The organism is Mesorhizobium sp. M5C.F.Cr.IN.023.01.1.1 (assembly GCF_003997585.1).
In the GTDB taxonomy this organism is placed as follows: Bacteria; Pseudomonadota; Alphaproteobacteria; order Rhizobiales; family Rhizobiaceae; genus Mesorhizobium; species Mesorhizobium wenxiniae.
Genome location: NZ_RZSU01000011.1, coordinates 24,784 through 40,792, shown reverse-complemented (window position 1 = coordinate 40,792; position 16,009 = coordinate 24,784). Strand labels below are relative to the sequence as shown.

General features: G+C 61.5%; 19 protein-coding genes and 1 other RNA gene. 9 read left to right on the top strand and 11 right to left on the bottom strand.

What is annotated here, in order from left to right:
* Positions 1-40: 40 nt before the first annotated feature.
* The 3 genes from EOA78_RS06985 to EOA78_RS06975 are packed head-to-tail and all read left to right on the top strand — an operon-like array spanning position 41 to position 1,419.
* On the top strand, positions 41-523 hold the full coding sequence (locus tag EOA78_RS06985; RefSeq protein WP_127314483.1) for an SRPBCC domain-containing protein: 483 nt from the start codon (positions 41-43) through the stop codon (positions 521-523).
* A 16-nt stretch (positions 524-539) separates the two neighbouring features.
* On the top strand, positions 540-902 hold the full coding sequence (locus EOA78_RS06980) for a hypothetical protein (RefSeq protein ID WP_127314482.1): 363 nt from the start codon (positions 540-542) through the stop codon (positions 900-902).
* Between the two features lie 49 nt (positions 903-951).
* A complete protein-coding gene (locus tag EOA78_RS06975; RefSeq protein ID WP_127314481.1) occupies positions 952-1,419 on the top strand; it encodes an SRPBCC family protein in 468 nt (155 codons plus the stop codon).
* A 111-nt stretch (positions 1,420-1,530) separates the two neighbouring features.
* Here the strand turns inward: EOA78_RS06975 and EOA78_RS36940 are convergent, their stop codons facing one another.
* The 5 genes from EOA78_RS36940 to ssrS form a co-directional block, all read right to left on the bottom strand.
* The gene (locus EOA78_RS36940; protein ID WP_245477417.1) at positions 1,531-1,713 is read right to left on the bottom strand and encodes a hypothetical protein; all 183 of its coding nucleotides are present in this window, start codon (positions 1,711-1,713) and stop codon (positions 1,531-1,533) included.
* A 22-nt stretch (positions 1,714-1,735) separates the two neighbouring features.
* A complete protein-coding gene (locus tag EOA78_RS06965) occupies positions 1,736-2,500 on the bottom strand; it encodes a TerC family protein (RefSeq protein WP_127314480.1) in 765 nt (254 codons plus the stop codon).
* A 71-nt stretch (positions 2,501-2,571) separates the two neighbouring features.
* Positions 2,572-3,396, bottom strand: coding sequence for a YmdB family metallophosphoesterase (locus EOA78_RS06960; protein ID WP_127314479.1), 825 nt, complete (start codon positions 3,394-3,396; stop codon positions 2,572-2,574).
* 80 nt (positions 3,397-3,476) lie between these two features.
* A complete protein-coding gene (locus EOA78_RS06955) occupies positions 3,477-4,064 on the bottom strand; it encodes a 5-formyltetrahydrofolate cyclo-ligase (protein ID WP_127314478.1) in 588 nt (195 codons plus the stop codon).
* A 98-nt stretch (positions 4,065-4,162) separates the two neighbouring features.
* Positions 4,163-4,318: non-coding RNA, 6S RNA (gene ssrS, locus EOA78_RS06950), on the bottom strand.
* 182 nt (positions 4,319-4,500) lie between these two features.
* On the opposite strand from ssrS, the gene EOA78_RS06945 reads away from it, so the two are divergent.
* From EOA78_RS06945 to msrB, 5 genes are all read left to right on the top strand, one after another.
* A complete protein-coding gene (locus tag EOA78_RS06945) occupies positions 4,501-5,340 on the top strand; it encodes a MoxR family ATPase (RefSeq protein ID WP_127314477.1) in 840 nt (279 codons plus the stop codon).
* Positions 5,341-5,512: 172 nt separating this feature from the next.
* The gene (locus EOA78_RS06940; protein WP_127314476.1) at positions 5,513-5,959 is read left to right on the top strand and encodes a GNAT family N-acetyltransferase; all 447 of its coding nucleotides are present in this window, start codon (positions 5,513-5,515) and stop codon (positions 5,957-5,959) included.
* Between the two features lie 8 nt (positions 5,960-5,967).
* Complete coding sequence (locus EOA78_RS06935) at positions 5,968-7,158, top strand: VWA domain-containing protein (RefSeq protein WP_127314475.1); 1,191 nt, start codon at positions 5,968-5,970, stop codon at positions 7,156-7,158.
* A gap of 32 nt (positions 7,159-7,190) precedes the next feature.
* Entirely contained in the window at positions 7,191-7,988 is a 798-nt protein-coding gene (locus EOA78_RS06930; RefSeq protein WP_127314474.1) for an MBL fold metallo-hydrolase, read from the top strand.
* Positions 7,989-8,099: 111 nt separating this feature from the next.
* Positions 8,100-8,504: a peptide-methionine (R)-S-oxide reductase MsrB gene (gene msrB / locus EOA78_RS06925; RefSeq protein WP_027152870.1), complete on the top strand. Its 405-nt coding sequence runs from the start codon at positions 8,100-8,102 to the stop codon at positions 8,502-8,504.
* Between the two features lie 162 nt (positions 8,505-8,666).
* Here the strand turns inward: msrB and EOA78_RS06920 are convergent, their stop codons facing one another.
* A complete protein-coding gene (locus EOA78_RS06920; protein ID WP_127314473.1) occupies positions 8,667-9,011 on the bottom strand; it encodes a hypothetical protein in 345 nt (114 codons plus the stop codon).
* Between the two features lie 216 nt (positions 9,012-9,227).
* On the opposite strand from EOA78_RS06920, the gene EOA78_RS06915 reads away from it, so the two are divergent.
* Entirely contained in the window at positions 9,228-9,737 is a 510-nt protein-coding gene (locus EOA78_RS06915) for an arsenate reductase ArsC (protein WP_127314472.1), read from the top strand.
* A 27-nt stretch (positions 9,738-9,764) separates the two neighbouring features.
* Here EOA78_RS06915 and EOA78_RS06910 read toward each other — a convergent pair whose 3' ends face one another.
* From EOA78_RS06910 to EOA78_RS06890, 5 genes are all read right to left on the bottom strand, one after another.
* On the bottom strand, positions 9,765-10,220 hold the full coding sequence (locus EOA78_RS06910) for a hypothetical protein (RefSeq protein ID WP_127314471.1): 456 nt from the start codon (positions 10,218-10,220) through the stop codon (positions 9,765-9,767).
* A gap of 49 nt (positions 10,221-10,269) precedes the next feature.
* Positions 10,270-10,530 carry a DUF2312 domain-containing protein gene (locus EOA78_RS06905; protein ID WP_023719653.1) on the bottom strand — a complete coding sequence of 87 codons (261 nt, stop codon included), beginning with the start codon at positions 10,528-10,530 and terminating at the stop codon, positions 10,270-10,272.
* 159 nt (positions 10,531-10,689) lie between these two features.
* Positions 10,690-14,148: a pyruvate carboxylase gene (gene pyc, locus EOA78_RS06900; RefSeq protein ID WP_127314470.1), complete on the bottom strand. Its 3,459-nt coding sequence runs from the start codon at positions 14,146-14,148 to the stop codon at positions 10,690-10,692.
* Positions 14,149-14,380: 232 nt separating this feature from the next.
* A complete protein-coding gene (locus EOA78_RS06895; protein ID WP_127314469.1) occupies positions 14,381-15,511 on the bottom strand; it encodes a branched-chain amino acid ABC transporter substrate-binding protein in 1,131 nt (376 codons plus the stop codon).
* A gap of 139 nt (positions 15,512-15,650) precedes the next feature.
* A complete protein-coding gene (locus EOA78_RS06890; protein ID WP_127314468.1) occupies positions 15,651-15,998 on the bottom strand; it encodes a DUF6867 family protein in 348 nt (115 codons plus the stop codon).
* Between the last annotated feature and the right edge of the window lie 11 nt (positions 15,999-16,009).

The window sequence follows — 16,009 nt, the reverse complement described above, 5'->3', positions numbered from 1 at the left end:
ATAACATAATACTGATCTGATCAAGGAAGGAGCTGTGGATATGTCTCTTGGATTCAGAGTTTCGGGCCGCATCGGCAAACCGGTCGCCGAAGTTTTCGACGCGGTCGTCAATCCGAACAAGCTCAGCGGGTATTTCACCACGATCGGCGGCGCCAGCGCGCCGCTGGTGGCGGGCGCCGGCGTCGTCTGGTGGGGCAAGGTGCCGGTCGAGGTCGACGAGGTGAAGAAAGACAGCCGCATCGTGCTGCGCTGGGACGCAACCGACGCCGCCGGTAAGCCGGCCTACAAGACCCGCATCGAGATGAATTTCGAGCCGCTGGACGACGGCGGCACCTTTGTCACCATCGCCGAGACCGGCTGGCACGAGGACGCGGTCGGGCTGGAGAAGTCTTACCTCAACTGCGAGGGTTGGTCGCAGATGCTGGCCTGCATGAAGGCCTATGTCGAATACGGGATCAACCTACGCGACGGCTATTACCGCAGCGAGATGAAGGGCGAGCCCGCCAATGAAGACAATATCTGAGAAGACGGAGGAAAGAATGGCTGCGAAAATCACCGGCGGCATCAACATCGCCATGAAAGTGCCGCCCCATCAATATCAGGAGACGATCGCCTTCTACCGCGATGTTGTCGGCCTAAAGCCGTTCACGGCCAAGGCGCCGGCCATCGGTTTCGAACTCGGCCCCAATCGCCTGTGGATCGACGAAGCGCCGATGCTGAGCCAGGCCGAGGTCTGGCTGGAGCTGTTCACCGACGATTTTCCGGGCGCCGCCGATCATCTCGCCAAGGCCGGCGTCGTGCGCTGCGACGCCATCGAGGCGCTCGGCGAAGGTTTTCGTGGCGGCTGGATCACCAATCCGGCCAACATCATTCACCTGGTGCGCGAACCAGACGCCTGGTGACCCCGACGCCTGGCGACAGGGGCGGCATCGACTTGAGAAGGAGGACGACATGGAAATCCGCGAGACACCGGTCGCCGAAGCCGGCATGCTGATCCGGCGGCCGGTTGCAGAAGTGTTCGAAGCCATCGTCGATCCGGCGATCACCAGGAAATTCTGGTTCACTCATGGTAGCGACAGGCTCGACAGCGGCAAGGAGGTTCGCTGGGAATGGCGCATGTATGACGTCTCGGCGCCGGTCACGGTCGGCGAGATCGTCAGGAACGAAAAGATCGTCATGCAATGGAGCGATCCGCCGACCACGGTGGTCTGGACTTTTACCGAGATGCCGGGCGGCACGACCTTTGTCGAGGTTCGCAATTTCGGTTTTGCCGGCAGTCCCGATGAACAGGTCAAGCAGGCGATCGGCTCGACCGATGGCTTCGCGCTCGTGCTCGCCGGCGCCAAAGCGTGGCTGGAGCAAGGGCTGACGCTTGGCTTGATCGGCGACCGTCACCCGAAAGGTGTGGCTGCAGTTTAGCTGAACCGCTCAGGACCGCCGCTTTTCCTGCTCCGCCACGTGACGACGGAGCACGCGATTGAACTCGGTTTGATAGCCACCACAACGTGCTCCTTGAACCAGGACAGCACATCAGCGTCGAGTCGAATGGTCACCGGTTGCTTTCAGCGGTCGATAGAGATGCCCGCGGCGACCGTTAATCCAGTTCTCGGTCGGGACTTCCGGAATGTCGGAAGTATCGATTCTGTCGTCAGGCAAATCAGCCGGCTTGGCAAACTGGTCGCGCTGAACCTGGCTAAGCTCCTTCCTGCTCATAGCGCCTCCTTTCATGCTTGACTCAGTGCCCGCCGGCCTTTGCCTTTCTCCGACGCCGCGACAGCATGTTGAGGCCCTCGACCAGCGCCGAGAACCCCATGGCGGCGTAGATGTAGCCCTTCGGCACATGGAAACCCATGCCGTCGGCGATCAGCGTCATGCCGATCATCAGCAGGAAACTCAGCGCCAGCATGACGATGCTGGGGTTCTTGGCGATGAAATCGGCAAGCGGCCCGGCCGCCAGCATCATCACTGTGACTGCCACGATGACGGCGATGTACATGATGGCGATCTCGTCGGTCATGCCGACCGCGGTGATGATCGAATCGATCGAGAAGACGAGGTCGAGCAGCAGGATCTGGAAGATGGCGCCGGCCATCGAAAGCTGCAGCGTCTCGCCCATCATCGTGTCCTGGTGATCCTCGAGATCGACCGTGTGGTGTATCTCCTTGGTCGCCTTCCAGACGAGGAACAGGCCCCCGGCGATCAGGATCAGATCGCGCCAGGAAAAGCCATGGCCGAAAGCGGTGAATACCGGCGCCGTCAACTGGACGATGATCGAGATGGTGGCAAGCAGCACCAGCCGCATGATCAGCGCGGCAGAAATGCCGAGCCGCCGGGCGCGGGCCCGTTGCGCCTCCGGCAATTTGTTGGTCAGGATCGAGATGAAGATCAGATTGTCGATGCCGAGCACGACCTCCAGCACGATCAGCGTCAGCAACGCGACCCACGCGGTCGGATCGGAGACAAAGGCGAAATGCGGCGCCAGGAATTCGATGAGCTGCATGGAGGTCGTCCCCTCTTACGATCTAGAGCAGTGTCGCCGGCAGTTAGGTATCGCAGGCGTTGATATCAATGTCACAACCAGAAAGATGGCGCCGTTTCCTCGAGCCTCGGTCCGCGGCGAAACGGCGCAATCCGCTCGGTCAGGCCGCTGCGATCCGAAATGTCGACACCGACGCCGCACAATGTCGCCGGGCCGGTCGCCGCCTCGAAGCGTCCTTTCGGCACCTTCGACAGAAACCGGTTGAGCGGCTCCTCCTTGTCCATGCCGAGCGAGGAATCATAGTCGCCGCACATGCCGGCGTCGGAGATATAGCCGGTGCCGCCATTGAGGATATGGTGGTCGCCGGTCGGCTGGTGCGTGTGGGTGCCGACGACCAGACTGGCGCGGCCGTCGACGAAATGCGCAAAGCACATTTTTTCAGAGGTCGCCTCGGCATGGAAATCGATGACCACCGCATCGGCCTGCTCGCCGAGCGGGCAGGCGGCAAGCTCGCGCTCACCGGCCTGGAACGGATCATCGAGTTCGGGATGCATGAACACCCGGCCCATGATGTTGGCGACCAGAACGCGCGCGCCATTCCTGGCAATGTAGACGCCGGAGCCGCGCCCCGGCGTGCCCTTGGGGAAATTGGACGGACGCAGGAACCGTTCCTCGCGGGGCGCGAAAGCCAGCGCATCGCGCTGGTCCCAGACATGATTGCCGGTGGTGACGACATCAGCGCCCGCCGAGATCGTCTCGCGAAAGATCTCTTCGGTGATGCCGAAGCCGCCGGCGGCGTTCTCGCCATTGACGATGACGAAGTCGAGTTTGAAATCCGAGATCAGGCCGGGCAGTTGTTCCCACACCGCCGTGCGTCCCGTCTTGCCGACCATATCGCCGAGGAAGAGAAGTCTCATATAAGCATGATCCGAACCGAAGGTCAGCGAAGCAAAAAGCTGCATGACTTTCGCAAAAGACCATGCGTCCAGGAACTTATCTACAATTTCGGCGCGAACCGGCGCAACCCGTTCTCGGTGAGTATTTCCGAGATGATCACGTCATGCGGCTCGTCCGGCACCAGCGCCACCTCCTGGCAGTCGAAAGCAATGCCGATCAGCCGCGGCGGCTGCCCCTTGTCGACCAGCCGCGCGATCGCGCGGTCGTAATAACCGGCGCCGTATCCGATCCGGTGGCCGCGCACGTCGAAGGCCGCGAGCGGCACGAGCATCACCTGGGGATCGAGCACCTCCGCCTCCTCATGCGGTCCGACGGTGCCGAACCCCATGTCGATCATCGGTGCGCCACGCACCAGTTCGCGAAAGACGATGGTCGTCTTGTCGAGAATCGCAGGCAGGCAAAGCCTTGCTCCCTTTTCGCGCAAGGCGAACATCAGCGGCCGGATATCGACTTCCGAGCGCATCGGCCAGAAGCCGGAGACAATCTGGCCAGGCTCTATCGCTATGCTGTCCCGCGCCGTCTCGGCCATTTCGAGCGCTGCCTCCACCCGCCAGAATGGATCGAGCGCGTCGCGGCGCCCGAGTGCTTCCTTGCGGAGATGTTTTTTCAGTTCTTTTGGAGAGGTCATGGAGCCAAGGTAGAAAAGGTCGGATCTGGTTGGAGCTTTGGGGGCGACGTTTTCTACCGCATGATCCACCGAAGTGTGAGTGGATCCCTTGCGTCGAGTGACGATCCACACAACCGGTGGAGAGAGCGATCCCGGGAACCTACAAAGTAGGTGGGCGCCGTATGAGAAAACCCACGGGTCTTCCCAGGGACAGCTCCCTAGGGATCATTAAGGCCCCGGGGAAAATGTTCTCCTGCCGGGAAGCGCAGACCGTCACGACCAATATAGGCTGACGATCGACCAAGCGCCAGAGAGATGGCCATGTTCGCCGGCTTAATTCGTCACAAAGCCCTGCCTGGGACCTGCGCGACACGAAGGTTTCACCGCGCCTCGCCGCCGTGCCTTGCACAGGCTGGACTGTCTCCTTACGGTTGCCGTCACAAACCGAGGAGCAAGAATGCGTTTCGAAGGCACGGCGGCCTATGTCGCCGACAAGGATCTGATGGTAGCGGTCAATGCGGCGATTGCGCTGGAGCGGCCATTGCTGGTCAAGGGTGAGCCCGGCACCGGCAAGACCGAACTGGCCAGGCAAGTGGCGGCGGCGCTCGGCCTCGAGCTGATCGAATGGCATGTCAAGTCGACGACAAGGGCGCAGCAAGGTCTCTACGAGTATGATGCCGTCTCGCGGCTGCGCGACAGCCAGCTCGGCGACGAGCGCTTCAACGACATCAGGAACTATATCAACCGCGGCAAGCTGTGGGACGCCTTCGCCGCAGGCAAGAAGGTCGTGCTTCTGATCGACGAGATCGACAAGGCCGATATCGAGTTCCCCAACGACCTGTTGCAGGAACTCGATAGGATGGAGTTCTTCGTCTACGAGACCGGCGAAACGATCCGCGCCGCCGTGCGCCCGATCGTCATCATCACCTCCAACAACGAGAAGGAACTGCCGGACGCCTTCCTGCGCCGCTGCTTCTTCCACTATATCCGCTTCCCCGACGTCGAGACGCTGCACAGGATAGTCCACGTGCACTATCCCGGCATCAAGCAGAACCTGGTGCGCGCCGCATTGACCCAGTTCTACGAGATCCGCGACGTGCCTGGCCTGAAGAAGAAGCCGTCGACCTCCGAGGCGCTCGATTGGATCAGACTCTTGGTCGCCGATGACATCGCGCCCGAGGATCTGCGCGCCGACCCGAAGAATGCGCTGCCGAAATTGCATGGTGCGCTTTTGAAGAACGAACAGGACGTGCATCTGTTCGAGCGCCTGGCGTTTATGGCGAGAAGGCAGGGGTGAGGAGCGGTCGGCCAAAGGCCGACGAAAAGCCAACGATTTGGCTTTCGACGAACGCCCGGAGCCATAGCGGAGGGCCGGCATAGGCGTCGGACAGCGCTTTCCCGTTGCTGGACCGTTGCCGCCGGCCGGGCACCGAGGCAGCTTGGGCATGAAGCTTCGGAAGGGAAATGAAATGACCGGGATTACCGTCCGCCCACTGGCGCAATCCGACCACGCCGACTGGCAGCGTCTGTGGAGTGCCTACCTCACCTTCTACGAAACCAGACTGCCGGAGGAGGTCTACGCCGTCACCTGGAAGCGGCTGTTCACGGCGGGTGAGTTCGAACCGAAGGGGTTCATCGCCACCCTCGACGGCAAGGCGGTCGGCCTGACCCACTATCTCTACCATCGCTCCTGCTGGTCGCAGATAAACAACTGCTATCTGCAGGACCTGTTCGCCGACCCGGAGGTGCGCGGCAAGGGCGTCGGCGCCGCCCTGATCGAAGCGGTCAAGCAGGAAGCCGGCAAGGTCGGGGTCAAGAACGTCTACTGGATGACCCACGAAACCAACACCACAGCGCGCAAGCCCTACGACCACGTGGCGCGGCGGACCGGCTTCATCGAGTATGACCTGCTATAGGCAGTGCGATGTTCATCCCCTTTTTCCTCGAACTGAAGGCTGCGCGGGTTCCCGTCTCGCTCCGAGAATATCTGTGGCTGCTCGAAGGGCTGGAGGCGGGGCTGGTCGACTATGACGTCGAGGGATTTTACTATCTCGCCCGCTCAGCACTGGTGAAGGACGAGCGCCACCTCGACCGTTTCGACCAGGTCTTTTCGCACGTTTTCAACGGCGTCGAAGCGCTGGCTGGCGAAAACGCGGTCGATGTCGGAAACATTCCGGAGGAATGGCTGCGCCGGCTTGCCGAAAAACACCTGACCGATGAGGAGAAAAAGCTGGTCGAAGCGCTCGGCGGTTTCGAAAAGCTGATGGAAACGCTGAAGAAGCGGCTGGACGAACAGAAGGGCCGCCACCAGGGTGGCTCGAAATGGATCGGCACCGGCGGCACCTCACCCTTCGGCGCCTACGGCTACAATCCCGAAGGCGTTCGCATCGGCCAGCATGAAAGCCGCAACCGCCGCGCGGTGAAAGTCTGGGACAAGCGCGAGTTCAGGAATTTCGACGATGCCCTCGAGCTCGGCACCCGCAACATCAAGATCGCGCTGAAGCGCCTGCGCCGCTGGGTGCGCGAAGGCGCCGAGGAGGAGTTCGACCTGCCCGGCACCATCCACGCCACGGCCGAGCACGGCTATCTCGACGTCAAGACGCGGCCCGAACGGCGCAATGCCGTGAAGCTGCTGATGTTCTTCGATGTCGGCGGCTCGATGGACGACCACATCAAAAGCGTCGAGGAGCTGTTTTCGGCCGCTCGCGCCGAATTCCGCCAGCTCGAATATTTCTACTTCCACAACTGCCTTTACGAAGGTGTGTGGAAGGACAATCGCCGCCGCCATGCGGAGGTGATTCCGACCTTTGATCTCCTCCACAAATACGGTCCGGACTACAAGGTGATCGTCGTCGGCGACGCCTCGATGAGCCCCTATGAGATCGCGCATCCCGGCGGCTCGGTCGAGCACTGGAATCCGGAGGCCGGCGTCGTCTGGCTCGGCCGTCTGCTGCAGCAATGGCCGAACGCGGTGTGGCTCAACCCGGAAAATGAGAAACACTGGGGCTATACTCATTCGATCGCCATGATCCGCGATATCTTTGGCGGCCGCATGTTTCCGCTGACGCTCGCCGGGCTCGAAGCCGCGACGAAGCAGCTTTCAAGGAAGCACTGAATGGATTTTCGGTACGCAAGACAGGAAGACCGATGACATGTTTCCTCTGCCTGCAATGTGGCGTCCAGTTCGCGGCAGCAGCCGCGCCGCCGGACCATTGCCCGATCTGCGAGGACGAGCGGCAATATGTGCGCTGGGAGGGCCAGGCCTGGATCACGCCGGAAGAGCTCGCCGACGGGCATCGGATCGTGATCAAGGACGATGCCGGCGTGCTCGCCTTCGGCCTCGAGCCGCGCTTCGCCATCGGTCAGCGGGCGCTGCTGGCGCAAACGCCGCACGGCAATCTGCTGTGGGACTGCATCTCGATGGTCAGCGACGAGGCGGTGGCCGAAATCAACCGACGAGGCGGCCTGGCCGCGATCGCCATTTCGCACTGCCATTATTATTCGGCAATGGTCGAGTGGAGCGAGGCGTTTGGCGGCGTTCCGATCTACCTGCACGCCGATGACCGTCAGTGGATCATGCGGCCGCATCCGGCTGTTGTCAGTTGGGAGGGCGAGACGCGCGCCCTAAACCCCTTGCTGACGCTTATCCGTTGCGGCGGTCACTTTGCCGGTGGCCAGGTGCTGCACTGGAAGCGAGCCGGCGGCGACGCCATCCTGGCCGGCGACATCTTGCAGGTGACGCCGACCCGCCGCCATGTCAGTTTCATGTACAGCTACCCCAACTACATCCCGCTCAATGCGGCGAAAGTGCTCGGCATCAAGGCTGCGCTGGAACCTTTCGCGTTCGACCATATCTATGGCGCATGGTGGAACCAGAACGTCATCGGAGACGCAAAGATGGCATTTGCAGGGTCGGTTGCGCGGTACCTCGCGGCGATCGCCTGAGGAATTCTTCGCGGCAGGATCGAAATACCGGCAAACGCCGTACCGAATCCCTATTTAAGGCGAACTGGGGGAAGACAACCCCAATAGCGGCATGAGCTAAGAGGCGAACAAATGGATAGCCACACCTACCCTGTCACCCGCACCGATGCCGAATGGCGCGCCCGGCTGACGCCGGAGCAATATGCGGTGATGCGCAACCACGGCACCGAGCGGCCGGGCAGCTGCGCCCTGCTTCACGAGAAGCGCGCCGGCACCTTTTCCTGCGTCGGCTGCGACCAGCCTTTGTTCGAATCCAAGCTGAAATTCGAGAGCGGCACCGGCTGGCCGAGCTTCAACGACCCGGTGCCCGGTTCGGTCGAGACGACCGTCGACCGCAGCTACGGCATGGTCCGCACCGAATGCCATTGCGCCCGCTGCGGCAGCCATCTTGGCCATGTCTTCGAGGACGGCCCGCCGCCGACCGGCCTGCGCTATTGTATCAATGGCGTCGCGCTGAAATTCGAGCCGGCCGCCTGATAGAGTAATTCCAGGAAAAGTGTGAACGGTTTTCCGTCCGGAATTGCGCAAAAACGAAGAGATAGAGCGGTTCGGCGTTTCCGTGAAACGATGAACCGTTCTAGGAATTCGACGGTGGGAAAGGACGGCCGCGGCCGCCCTTTGCCGGGCAGCACTTTGCTGTCAGACCACCACCACCAGGATCAGCCACAGCACAGCCCCCAGCGTCATCAGCGAAGCCTTGACGCCTCCGGATTTTTCGGCGGTCCGCCACACCGCAAAAGTCAGAAAGAAATTGTACGGCACCGGCGCGAAATGCACCGCCAGAACGAGAGCGAGCGGCAGCTTCAGCCCGAGGAGGATGAGCGCCAGCACCGACACTGCGATGTTGATCGCCGTGCCGACAAGGACAAGATCGCGCCAAAACAGCCGATCGAGCGCGGTCGTGCCTTGCCAGCGCGAGCGGAAGAAACCCGCCGCACGGCCTGCCTTGCCGTCTTCGCCTTCGAAGGTCTCTGGCGCACTCATCGATGCGGCTTTCTCTCATTCGATAGCCGCAGAGATGTCCAAAGCAGCAAGCCTGTCAACGCAAGTCGATCATCGGCACGCAAGCGTATGATCTGACAGATTGTCATCAAACGGTCGTGAAACCTTTCTACGTCGCCCTTGTCGGCATCTCGGCAAGGGTACCTTACCGGAATTTGCCGCCTCCATCATCCAGTCGCCTGACAGGGAGGTCTTGAGATGAGCGATAATGTCTATAACGTGCTGTTTCTTTGCAACGCCAATTCGGCGCGATCCATCATTGGGGAAGCCATCCTCAATCGGATCGGTGCCGGCAGGTTCAAGGCCTTTTCCGCCGGTTCGCAACCGAAGGGCGAGGTCAATCCCTACGCACTGCAGCTGCTCGAAAGCCTCAGCTACGATACGAGCTTCGCCCGTTCGAAAGGCTGGGACGAGTTTGCCGAGCCCGACGCGCCCGAAATGAACTTCATCTTCACGCTCTGCGACAGCACCGCAAACGAATCTTGCCCGATCTGGCCGGGTCATCCGATGACCGCGCTCTGGTCTATACCGGACCCAGCCAAGGCAGAGGGGACCGAAGCCGAACTGCACCTTGCCTTTGCCGATGCCTATCGCATGCTCAACAACCGCATTTCGCTGTTGGTAAATCTACGGATGGACGCGCTCGACCATCTGGCGCTGCAACAGCATCTCGACGAGATCGGCCGGGATACGGCGACGCCGAACTGAGCCCAAGCCGCCGACAGGCAGGCGAATTCACGAACCGGCTTCGTCAACCTCGCCGAGAACCTCGGCAACGGCGCGCTCGAAGCGCGATGCTTCCGTCACCAGCCAGTCAGCCATGGCCGGCCAATTATCCTCGGCAAAGCAGTTCACCCGCCACAGCGAATTGATGCCGAGGCCCTCGCAACTCTGTTCCGGCCTGAGCTTCAACCTGTCTTCGATCGCCGGCTGGAACGGCTTCAACCGCGACCAGGCTTCCGTGGCACCGAACTTCTCGTTGCGGCCGAAGAAGACGCCGACATGGTTCTGGGCCGGCGCGACATACATGGAAAGGACCAAGGCGAAGTCTGGTAGCCCGCGCTGCCAGAACCAGGGTCCGCGCCGCGCCATCAGAGCCCTTTCTTCCGGATGCCGTTCCGAAAACAGCGTCCAGAAGCCGCGTTGGCGGAATTCCGAGGCGCGGCGGACGCCAAAGTCGAATTCGCTCATGGTTCGACCCGTTGAGGGCGCCGCAACCGGCGCCCAGGCTGTTACCAGCCTACACCATGCCGAGCGCGGCTTTGTAGAGGTCGAGGATGCTTTCCTCCTCCTGCCGCTCGGCCTGGTCCTTCTTGCGCAGACGGATGATCGACCGCATCGCCTTGGTGTCGAAGCCGGTGCCCTTGGCCTCGGCGAACACTTCCTTGATGTCGTCGGCGATCGTCTTCTTCTCTTCCTCGAGCCGCTCGATGCGCTCGATGAAGGCACGCAGCTGGCCGGCGGCAACAGTCTGGCTGGTCTCGGTGATGTCGTCGGCCATTTTTTCTCCGCGTCGTTTTCCATGCCGCGACTCAGGAACTGTCGCGGCGAATTTGCAGCGGTTCGATGCCCGACCGGGGGCGGCGGGTCAAGCTGTTATCGATGCGGCCTGAAGGGCTGCCGCCAGACGCAGACAACTCTGCCTGGCAACATTTCTGTCTCATCCGAATGCGATCAGCAGATCCTTGGCATCGATCTGATCGCCGGTCTTGACCAGAACTTCGGCGATTGTGCCGTCGCGCTCGGCATGCAGTGCCGTTTCCATCTTCATCGCCTCGATCGACAGCAGCACGTCACCGGCCTTGACCGTCTGGCCGGCGGCAACGGCGAGCGCCGAGACGACGCCCGGCATCGGCGCGCCGACATGCGCCTCGTTGCCCGGCTCGGCCTTGCGCCGCGCCTTGGCGGCGGAAGCGCCATGCGCACGGTCTGGCACTTTGACCCGGCGTGGCTGGCCGTTGAGCTCGAAGAACACAGTGACCATGCCCTTCTCGTCGACATCGCCGATGGCCAGGCAGCGCACCACCAGCGTCTTGCCCTTCTCGATGTCGACAAAGATCTCGTCTTCCGGCTTCATGCCGTAGAAATAGGTCGGCGTCGGCAGCACACTGACCGGCCCGTAGGTTTCCTGGGCTGCGGTAAAGTCGGAGAAAACCTTCGGGTACATCAGCCATGAGGCGAACTCGAATTCGCTGAGCTTGCGCTCGAGCTTGTCTTCGATCTCCTTGCGGCTGGCCTTGAGATTGGCCGGCTTCAGCAGGGAGCCAGGCCGGGCCGTGATTGGCCTGTCGCCCTTAAGCACCTTCTTCTGCAGTGCCTCCGGCCAACCGCCGGGCGACTGGCCGAGATCGCCGCGCAGCATCGACACGACCGAATCCGGGAAGGCGATATCCCTGGCCGGATTTTCGACATCGGCAACCGTCAGGTCCTGGCTTACCATCATCAGCGCCATGTCGCCGACAACCTTGGACGACGGTGTCACCTTGACGATGTCACCGAACATCAGATTGACGTCGTGATAGGTCTGTGCCACTTCGTGCCAGCGTGTCTCCAGACCGAGCGAGCGCGCCTGTTCCTTGAGATTGGTGAACTGCCCGCCTGGCATTTCGTGCAGGTAGACTTCCGAAGCCGGCCCCTTCAGGTCGCTCTCGAAGGCGGCATACTGGTTGCGCACCGCCTCCCAGTAGAACGAAATCTTCCTGATCCATTGCGGATCGAGACCCGGATCCCGCCCGGTGCCCTTCAGCGCTTCGATGATCGAGCCCAGGCAAGGCTGCGAGGTATTGCCGGACAAGGAATCCATCGCCGCGTCGATGGCGTCGACGCCGCTGTCCACCGCCGCCAGCACCGTCGCCGCCGACAGGCCTGACGTGTCGTGCGTGTGGAAATGGATCGGCAGATCGGTCGCCTCGCGCAGCGCTTTGAACAGTGTGCGGGCAGCACTCGGCTTCAGAAGCCCGGCCATGTCCTTGACCGCGATGATATGGGCGCCGGCCGCCTGCAGCTCTCTGGCCAGCGCGACATAGTATTTGAGGTCGTATTTGGCGCGGGCCGGGTCGAGTATATCGCCGGTGTAGCAGATCGCCGCTTCGATCAGTTTGCCTTCGGCGCCGACCGCGTCCATGGCGACCCGCATATTATCGACCCAGTTCAAACAGTCGAAGACGCGGAACAGGTCGATGCCGCCGGCGGCGGCCTGTTTGACGAAATGCTGGACGACATTGTCGGGATAGTTGGTGTAGCCGACGCCGTTGGCGCCGCGCAAAAGCATCTGCAGCAACAAATTGGGCGCTGCCTCGCGCACCAGCGACAGCCGTTCCCACGGGTCTTCAGTGAGGAAGCGCATGGCGACGTCGAAGGTCGCCCCGCCCCAGCATTCGAGCGACAAAAGCTGCGGCAGCGCACGCGCATAGGTGCCAGCAATGCCAGCGATGTCATATGTGCGCACCCGCGTCGCGAGCAGGGATTGGTGTCCGTCGCGCATCGTCGTGTCGGTGACCAGCACCTCTTTCTGTGCGCGCATCCAAGCCGCGAATTTCTCCGGCCCAAGCGCATCGAGCTTCTGCTTGCTGCCGTCGGGCACATTGCCGTTGAGATAGGGCACCATGGGTGCCGCCGCATCAGCCTTCGGCTGCGGCCGGCCGCGCGTCTCGGGATGGCCGTTGACGCTGACATCGGCCAGGTAGTTGAGCAGCTTGGTCGCGCGATCCTGCCGCTTCACGCTCGCGAACAGTTCCGGCGTCGTGTCGATGAACTTGGTCGTGTAGGAATTATCGGCGAAACTCGGATGGTTTATGATCGCCTCGAGGAAGGTGAGGTTGGTCGCCACGCCGCGAATACGGAACTCGCGCAGCGCGCGGTTCATGCGGGCGATGGTTTCGGCCGGCGTCGGTGCCCAGGCCGTCACCTTCTCCAGCAGCGGGTCGTAAAAACGGGTGATGACCGCGCCGGAATAGGCGGTGCCGCCATCGAGGCGGATGCCGAAACCGGTGGCGCCGCGATAGGCGGTGATGCGGCCATAGTCGGGAATGAAATTGTGCTCGGGATCTTCCGTGGTAATGCGGCACTGCAGCGCGTGGCCGTTGAGCCTGATCTCCTTCTGCGCCGGCACACCCGATTCCGGCGTACCGATGGCGAAACCGTCGAGGATGTGAATCTGCGCCTTGACGATGTCGATGCCGGTCACCTGCTCGGTGACGGTGTGCTCGACCTGGATGCGCGGGTTGACCTCGATGAAATAGAATTTGCCGGTGTCGGCATCCTGCAGGAACTCGACCGTGCCGGCGCCGATATAGCTCGTCTCGCGAGCGATCTTCAGTGCATAATCGCAGAGCTCCTCGCGCCGTGACATTTCGAGATACGGCGCCGGCGCGCGCTCGACCACCTTCTGGTTGCGGCGCTGGATCGAGCAATCGCGCTCGAACAGGTGCACGGCATTGCCGTGTGTGTCGCCCAGCACCTGCACCTCGACATGGCGGGCGCGCTCGATCAGCTTTTCGAGATAGACCTCGTCCTTGCCGAAGGCGGCTTTCGCTTCGCGCTTGCCCTCCGTCACCTCACGGGCGAGATCGGCTTCCGAGCGGATGGCGCGCATGCCGCGGCCGCCGCCGCCCCACGATGCCTTCAGCATCACCGGATAGCCGATCGTCTTTGCGAGTGCCTTCACCGCTTCAATGTCGTCGGGCAACGGGTCGGTGGCGGGAATTACCGGCACGCCAACCTCTATCGCCAGGTTGCGTGCGGCGACCTTGTTGCCGAGCCTGCGCATCGTATCCGGCTTGGGTCCGATGAAGATGATGCCGGCCTTGGCGCAGGCTTCGGCGAATTCAGGGCTTTCCGACAGCAGCCCGTAGCCCGGATGGATGGCATCGGCGCCCGAAAGCCTGGCGACGCGGATCACTTCCTCGACCGACAGATAGCTTTCGATCGGCCCCATATCCTTGGTCAGATGCGGCCCGCGCCCGACCTGGTAGCTTTCGTCGGCCTTGAAGCGGTGCAGCGAGTATTTGTCTTCCTCGGCCCAAATCGCCACGGTTTTGAGGCCGAGTTCGTTGGCCGCGCGGAAGACGCGGATGGCGATTTCGGACCGGTTGGCGACAAGGATCTTCGTGATGGGCAAGGACAAGGCTCCGGACGCTGACGGGAAGGGACTGGCGCCATGATTAACGCGAAAATGCTGCAGTGCAAACAAAATCGAAGGAAGCAATTAAACCGATTTAGTTTGATCTATCGCGTTGACACATTGCGTGTCCGTCCGGACGACGCCTCGCAGTCCCGATCCGGGCTTTCGGGAAACTCCCATGAAAAATGCCCGGCGCGAGGCGCCGGGCATTTTATGTAGCAACGTCCGGTTATTTGCCGGGTGCGTTCTCGACATAGGTGTACTTGCCGTCGTCACCCTTCTTCCAGGTGTACATGACGTAATCCGGGCGGGTGATGTCGCCTTTCGCATCATATCCGATCTCGCCGATCGCGGTCTTCCAAGGGCCGGCCGACTTGATGGTCTCAGCTACCTTCTGAGCGTCATCGGCTGAACCGGTCTTGGCGATGGCGGCTGCGACGATTTCCATCGCCGCGTAGGAGTAGAGGGTATAGGCCTCAGGCTCGAAGCCGGCTGCGCGGAACTTCTCGACGAGCTCCTTGGCGTTCGGATTCTTGCGCGGATCCGGAGCGAACGTCATCAGCGTGCCGTCGACGGCGTCGCCGGCGATGGAGGCCAATTCGTTTGACACGATGCCGTCGCCGGACATGAAGGTTGCCTTGAGGCCCTGGTCGGCGAGCTGGCGCATGATCAGGCCGGCTTCGGTGTGCAGGCCGCCATAGTAGACGACGGAGACGCCCGCGTCCTTCATCTTGGCGATGAGGGCCGAGAAATCCTTGTCGCCGACATTGATGCCTTCATACATGGCCTCGGTCACGCCATTGGCTGCAAGCGCCTTCTTGGTTTCGTCGGCGAGGCCTTGGCCATAAGGCGTCTTGTCATGGATGACAGCGATCTTGGCATCCTTGAAGTTCGCGGCGAGATAGTCGCCAGCAACCTTGCCCTGCTGATCGTCGCGTCCGCAGGTGCGGAAGGTGTTCCACATGCCGCGTTCGGTGAACTTCGGATTGGTCGCAGCCGGGGTGATCTCGAGGATACCGTTCTCGGCATAGACTTCCGATGCCGGGATCGAAACGCCCGAGTTGAAGTGGCCGACCACGTACTTGACGCCGTCGGCGACGAACTTGTTGGCGACCGAAATGCCCTGCTTCGGATCGGAGACGTCGTCGCCGACTGTGAGCTTGACCTGCTCGCCGTTGATGCCGCCGGCCGCATTGATGTCGGCGACAGCCTGTTCGGCGCCCTTTTGCAGCTGCGCGCCGAAGGCGGCGTTCGGACCGGTGATCGGACCGGCAACGCCGACCAGGATGTCAGCCCACGCGCTTCCGCTGAACGCGACAAGCGCGGTCAGGGCGACGGCGGACAAAAGTGATTTTCTCATGTAAAACGCTCCCATTTACAGAGTGGGCGTGGATGAGGCTTTCATGCGATGCCCACCTTTACTCGCAGAAAACGTACTTTGCCGATTTTCAGGCACTTGTCACGCCGATTCATCCCCGGAATGGCGTTAATGGTGAACGTCAACCTTTTGGTTTCCAACTCAAAAGCGATGCTCTTTCGTAAAGCCAATTATACTGTGTCACCATCTGGTTGGTGCGCGTGTATTGATAACCGATGAAGCCCAATATCATCAGGACGATGGTGTCGACGACGTAGTACTGCAGCGAGAACATCGTGCCGCCGAACAGTGCGTGATGGATGAACCTTACGGCGATGCCGAGGCCGAGCATGTAAGCGAACAATTGGACGAAGCTGCGCCATGTTTGGGCGCAGGCCTTGCCCGTCATCCATGCCGCCCAGCCGCCAAGCAGGCAGGTGACGAAGAAGAACTGCCAAACCGAGGGTTCCTCATAGAGAATGCCCTGCATGATGAAGACTC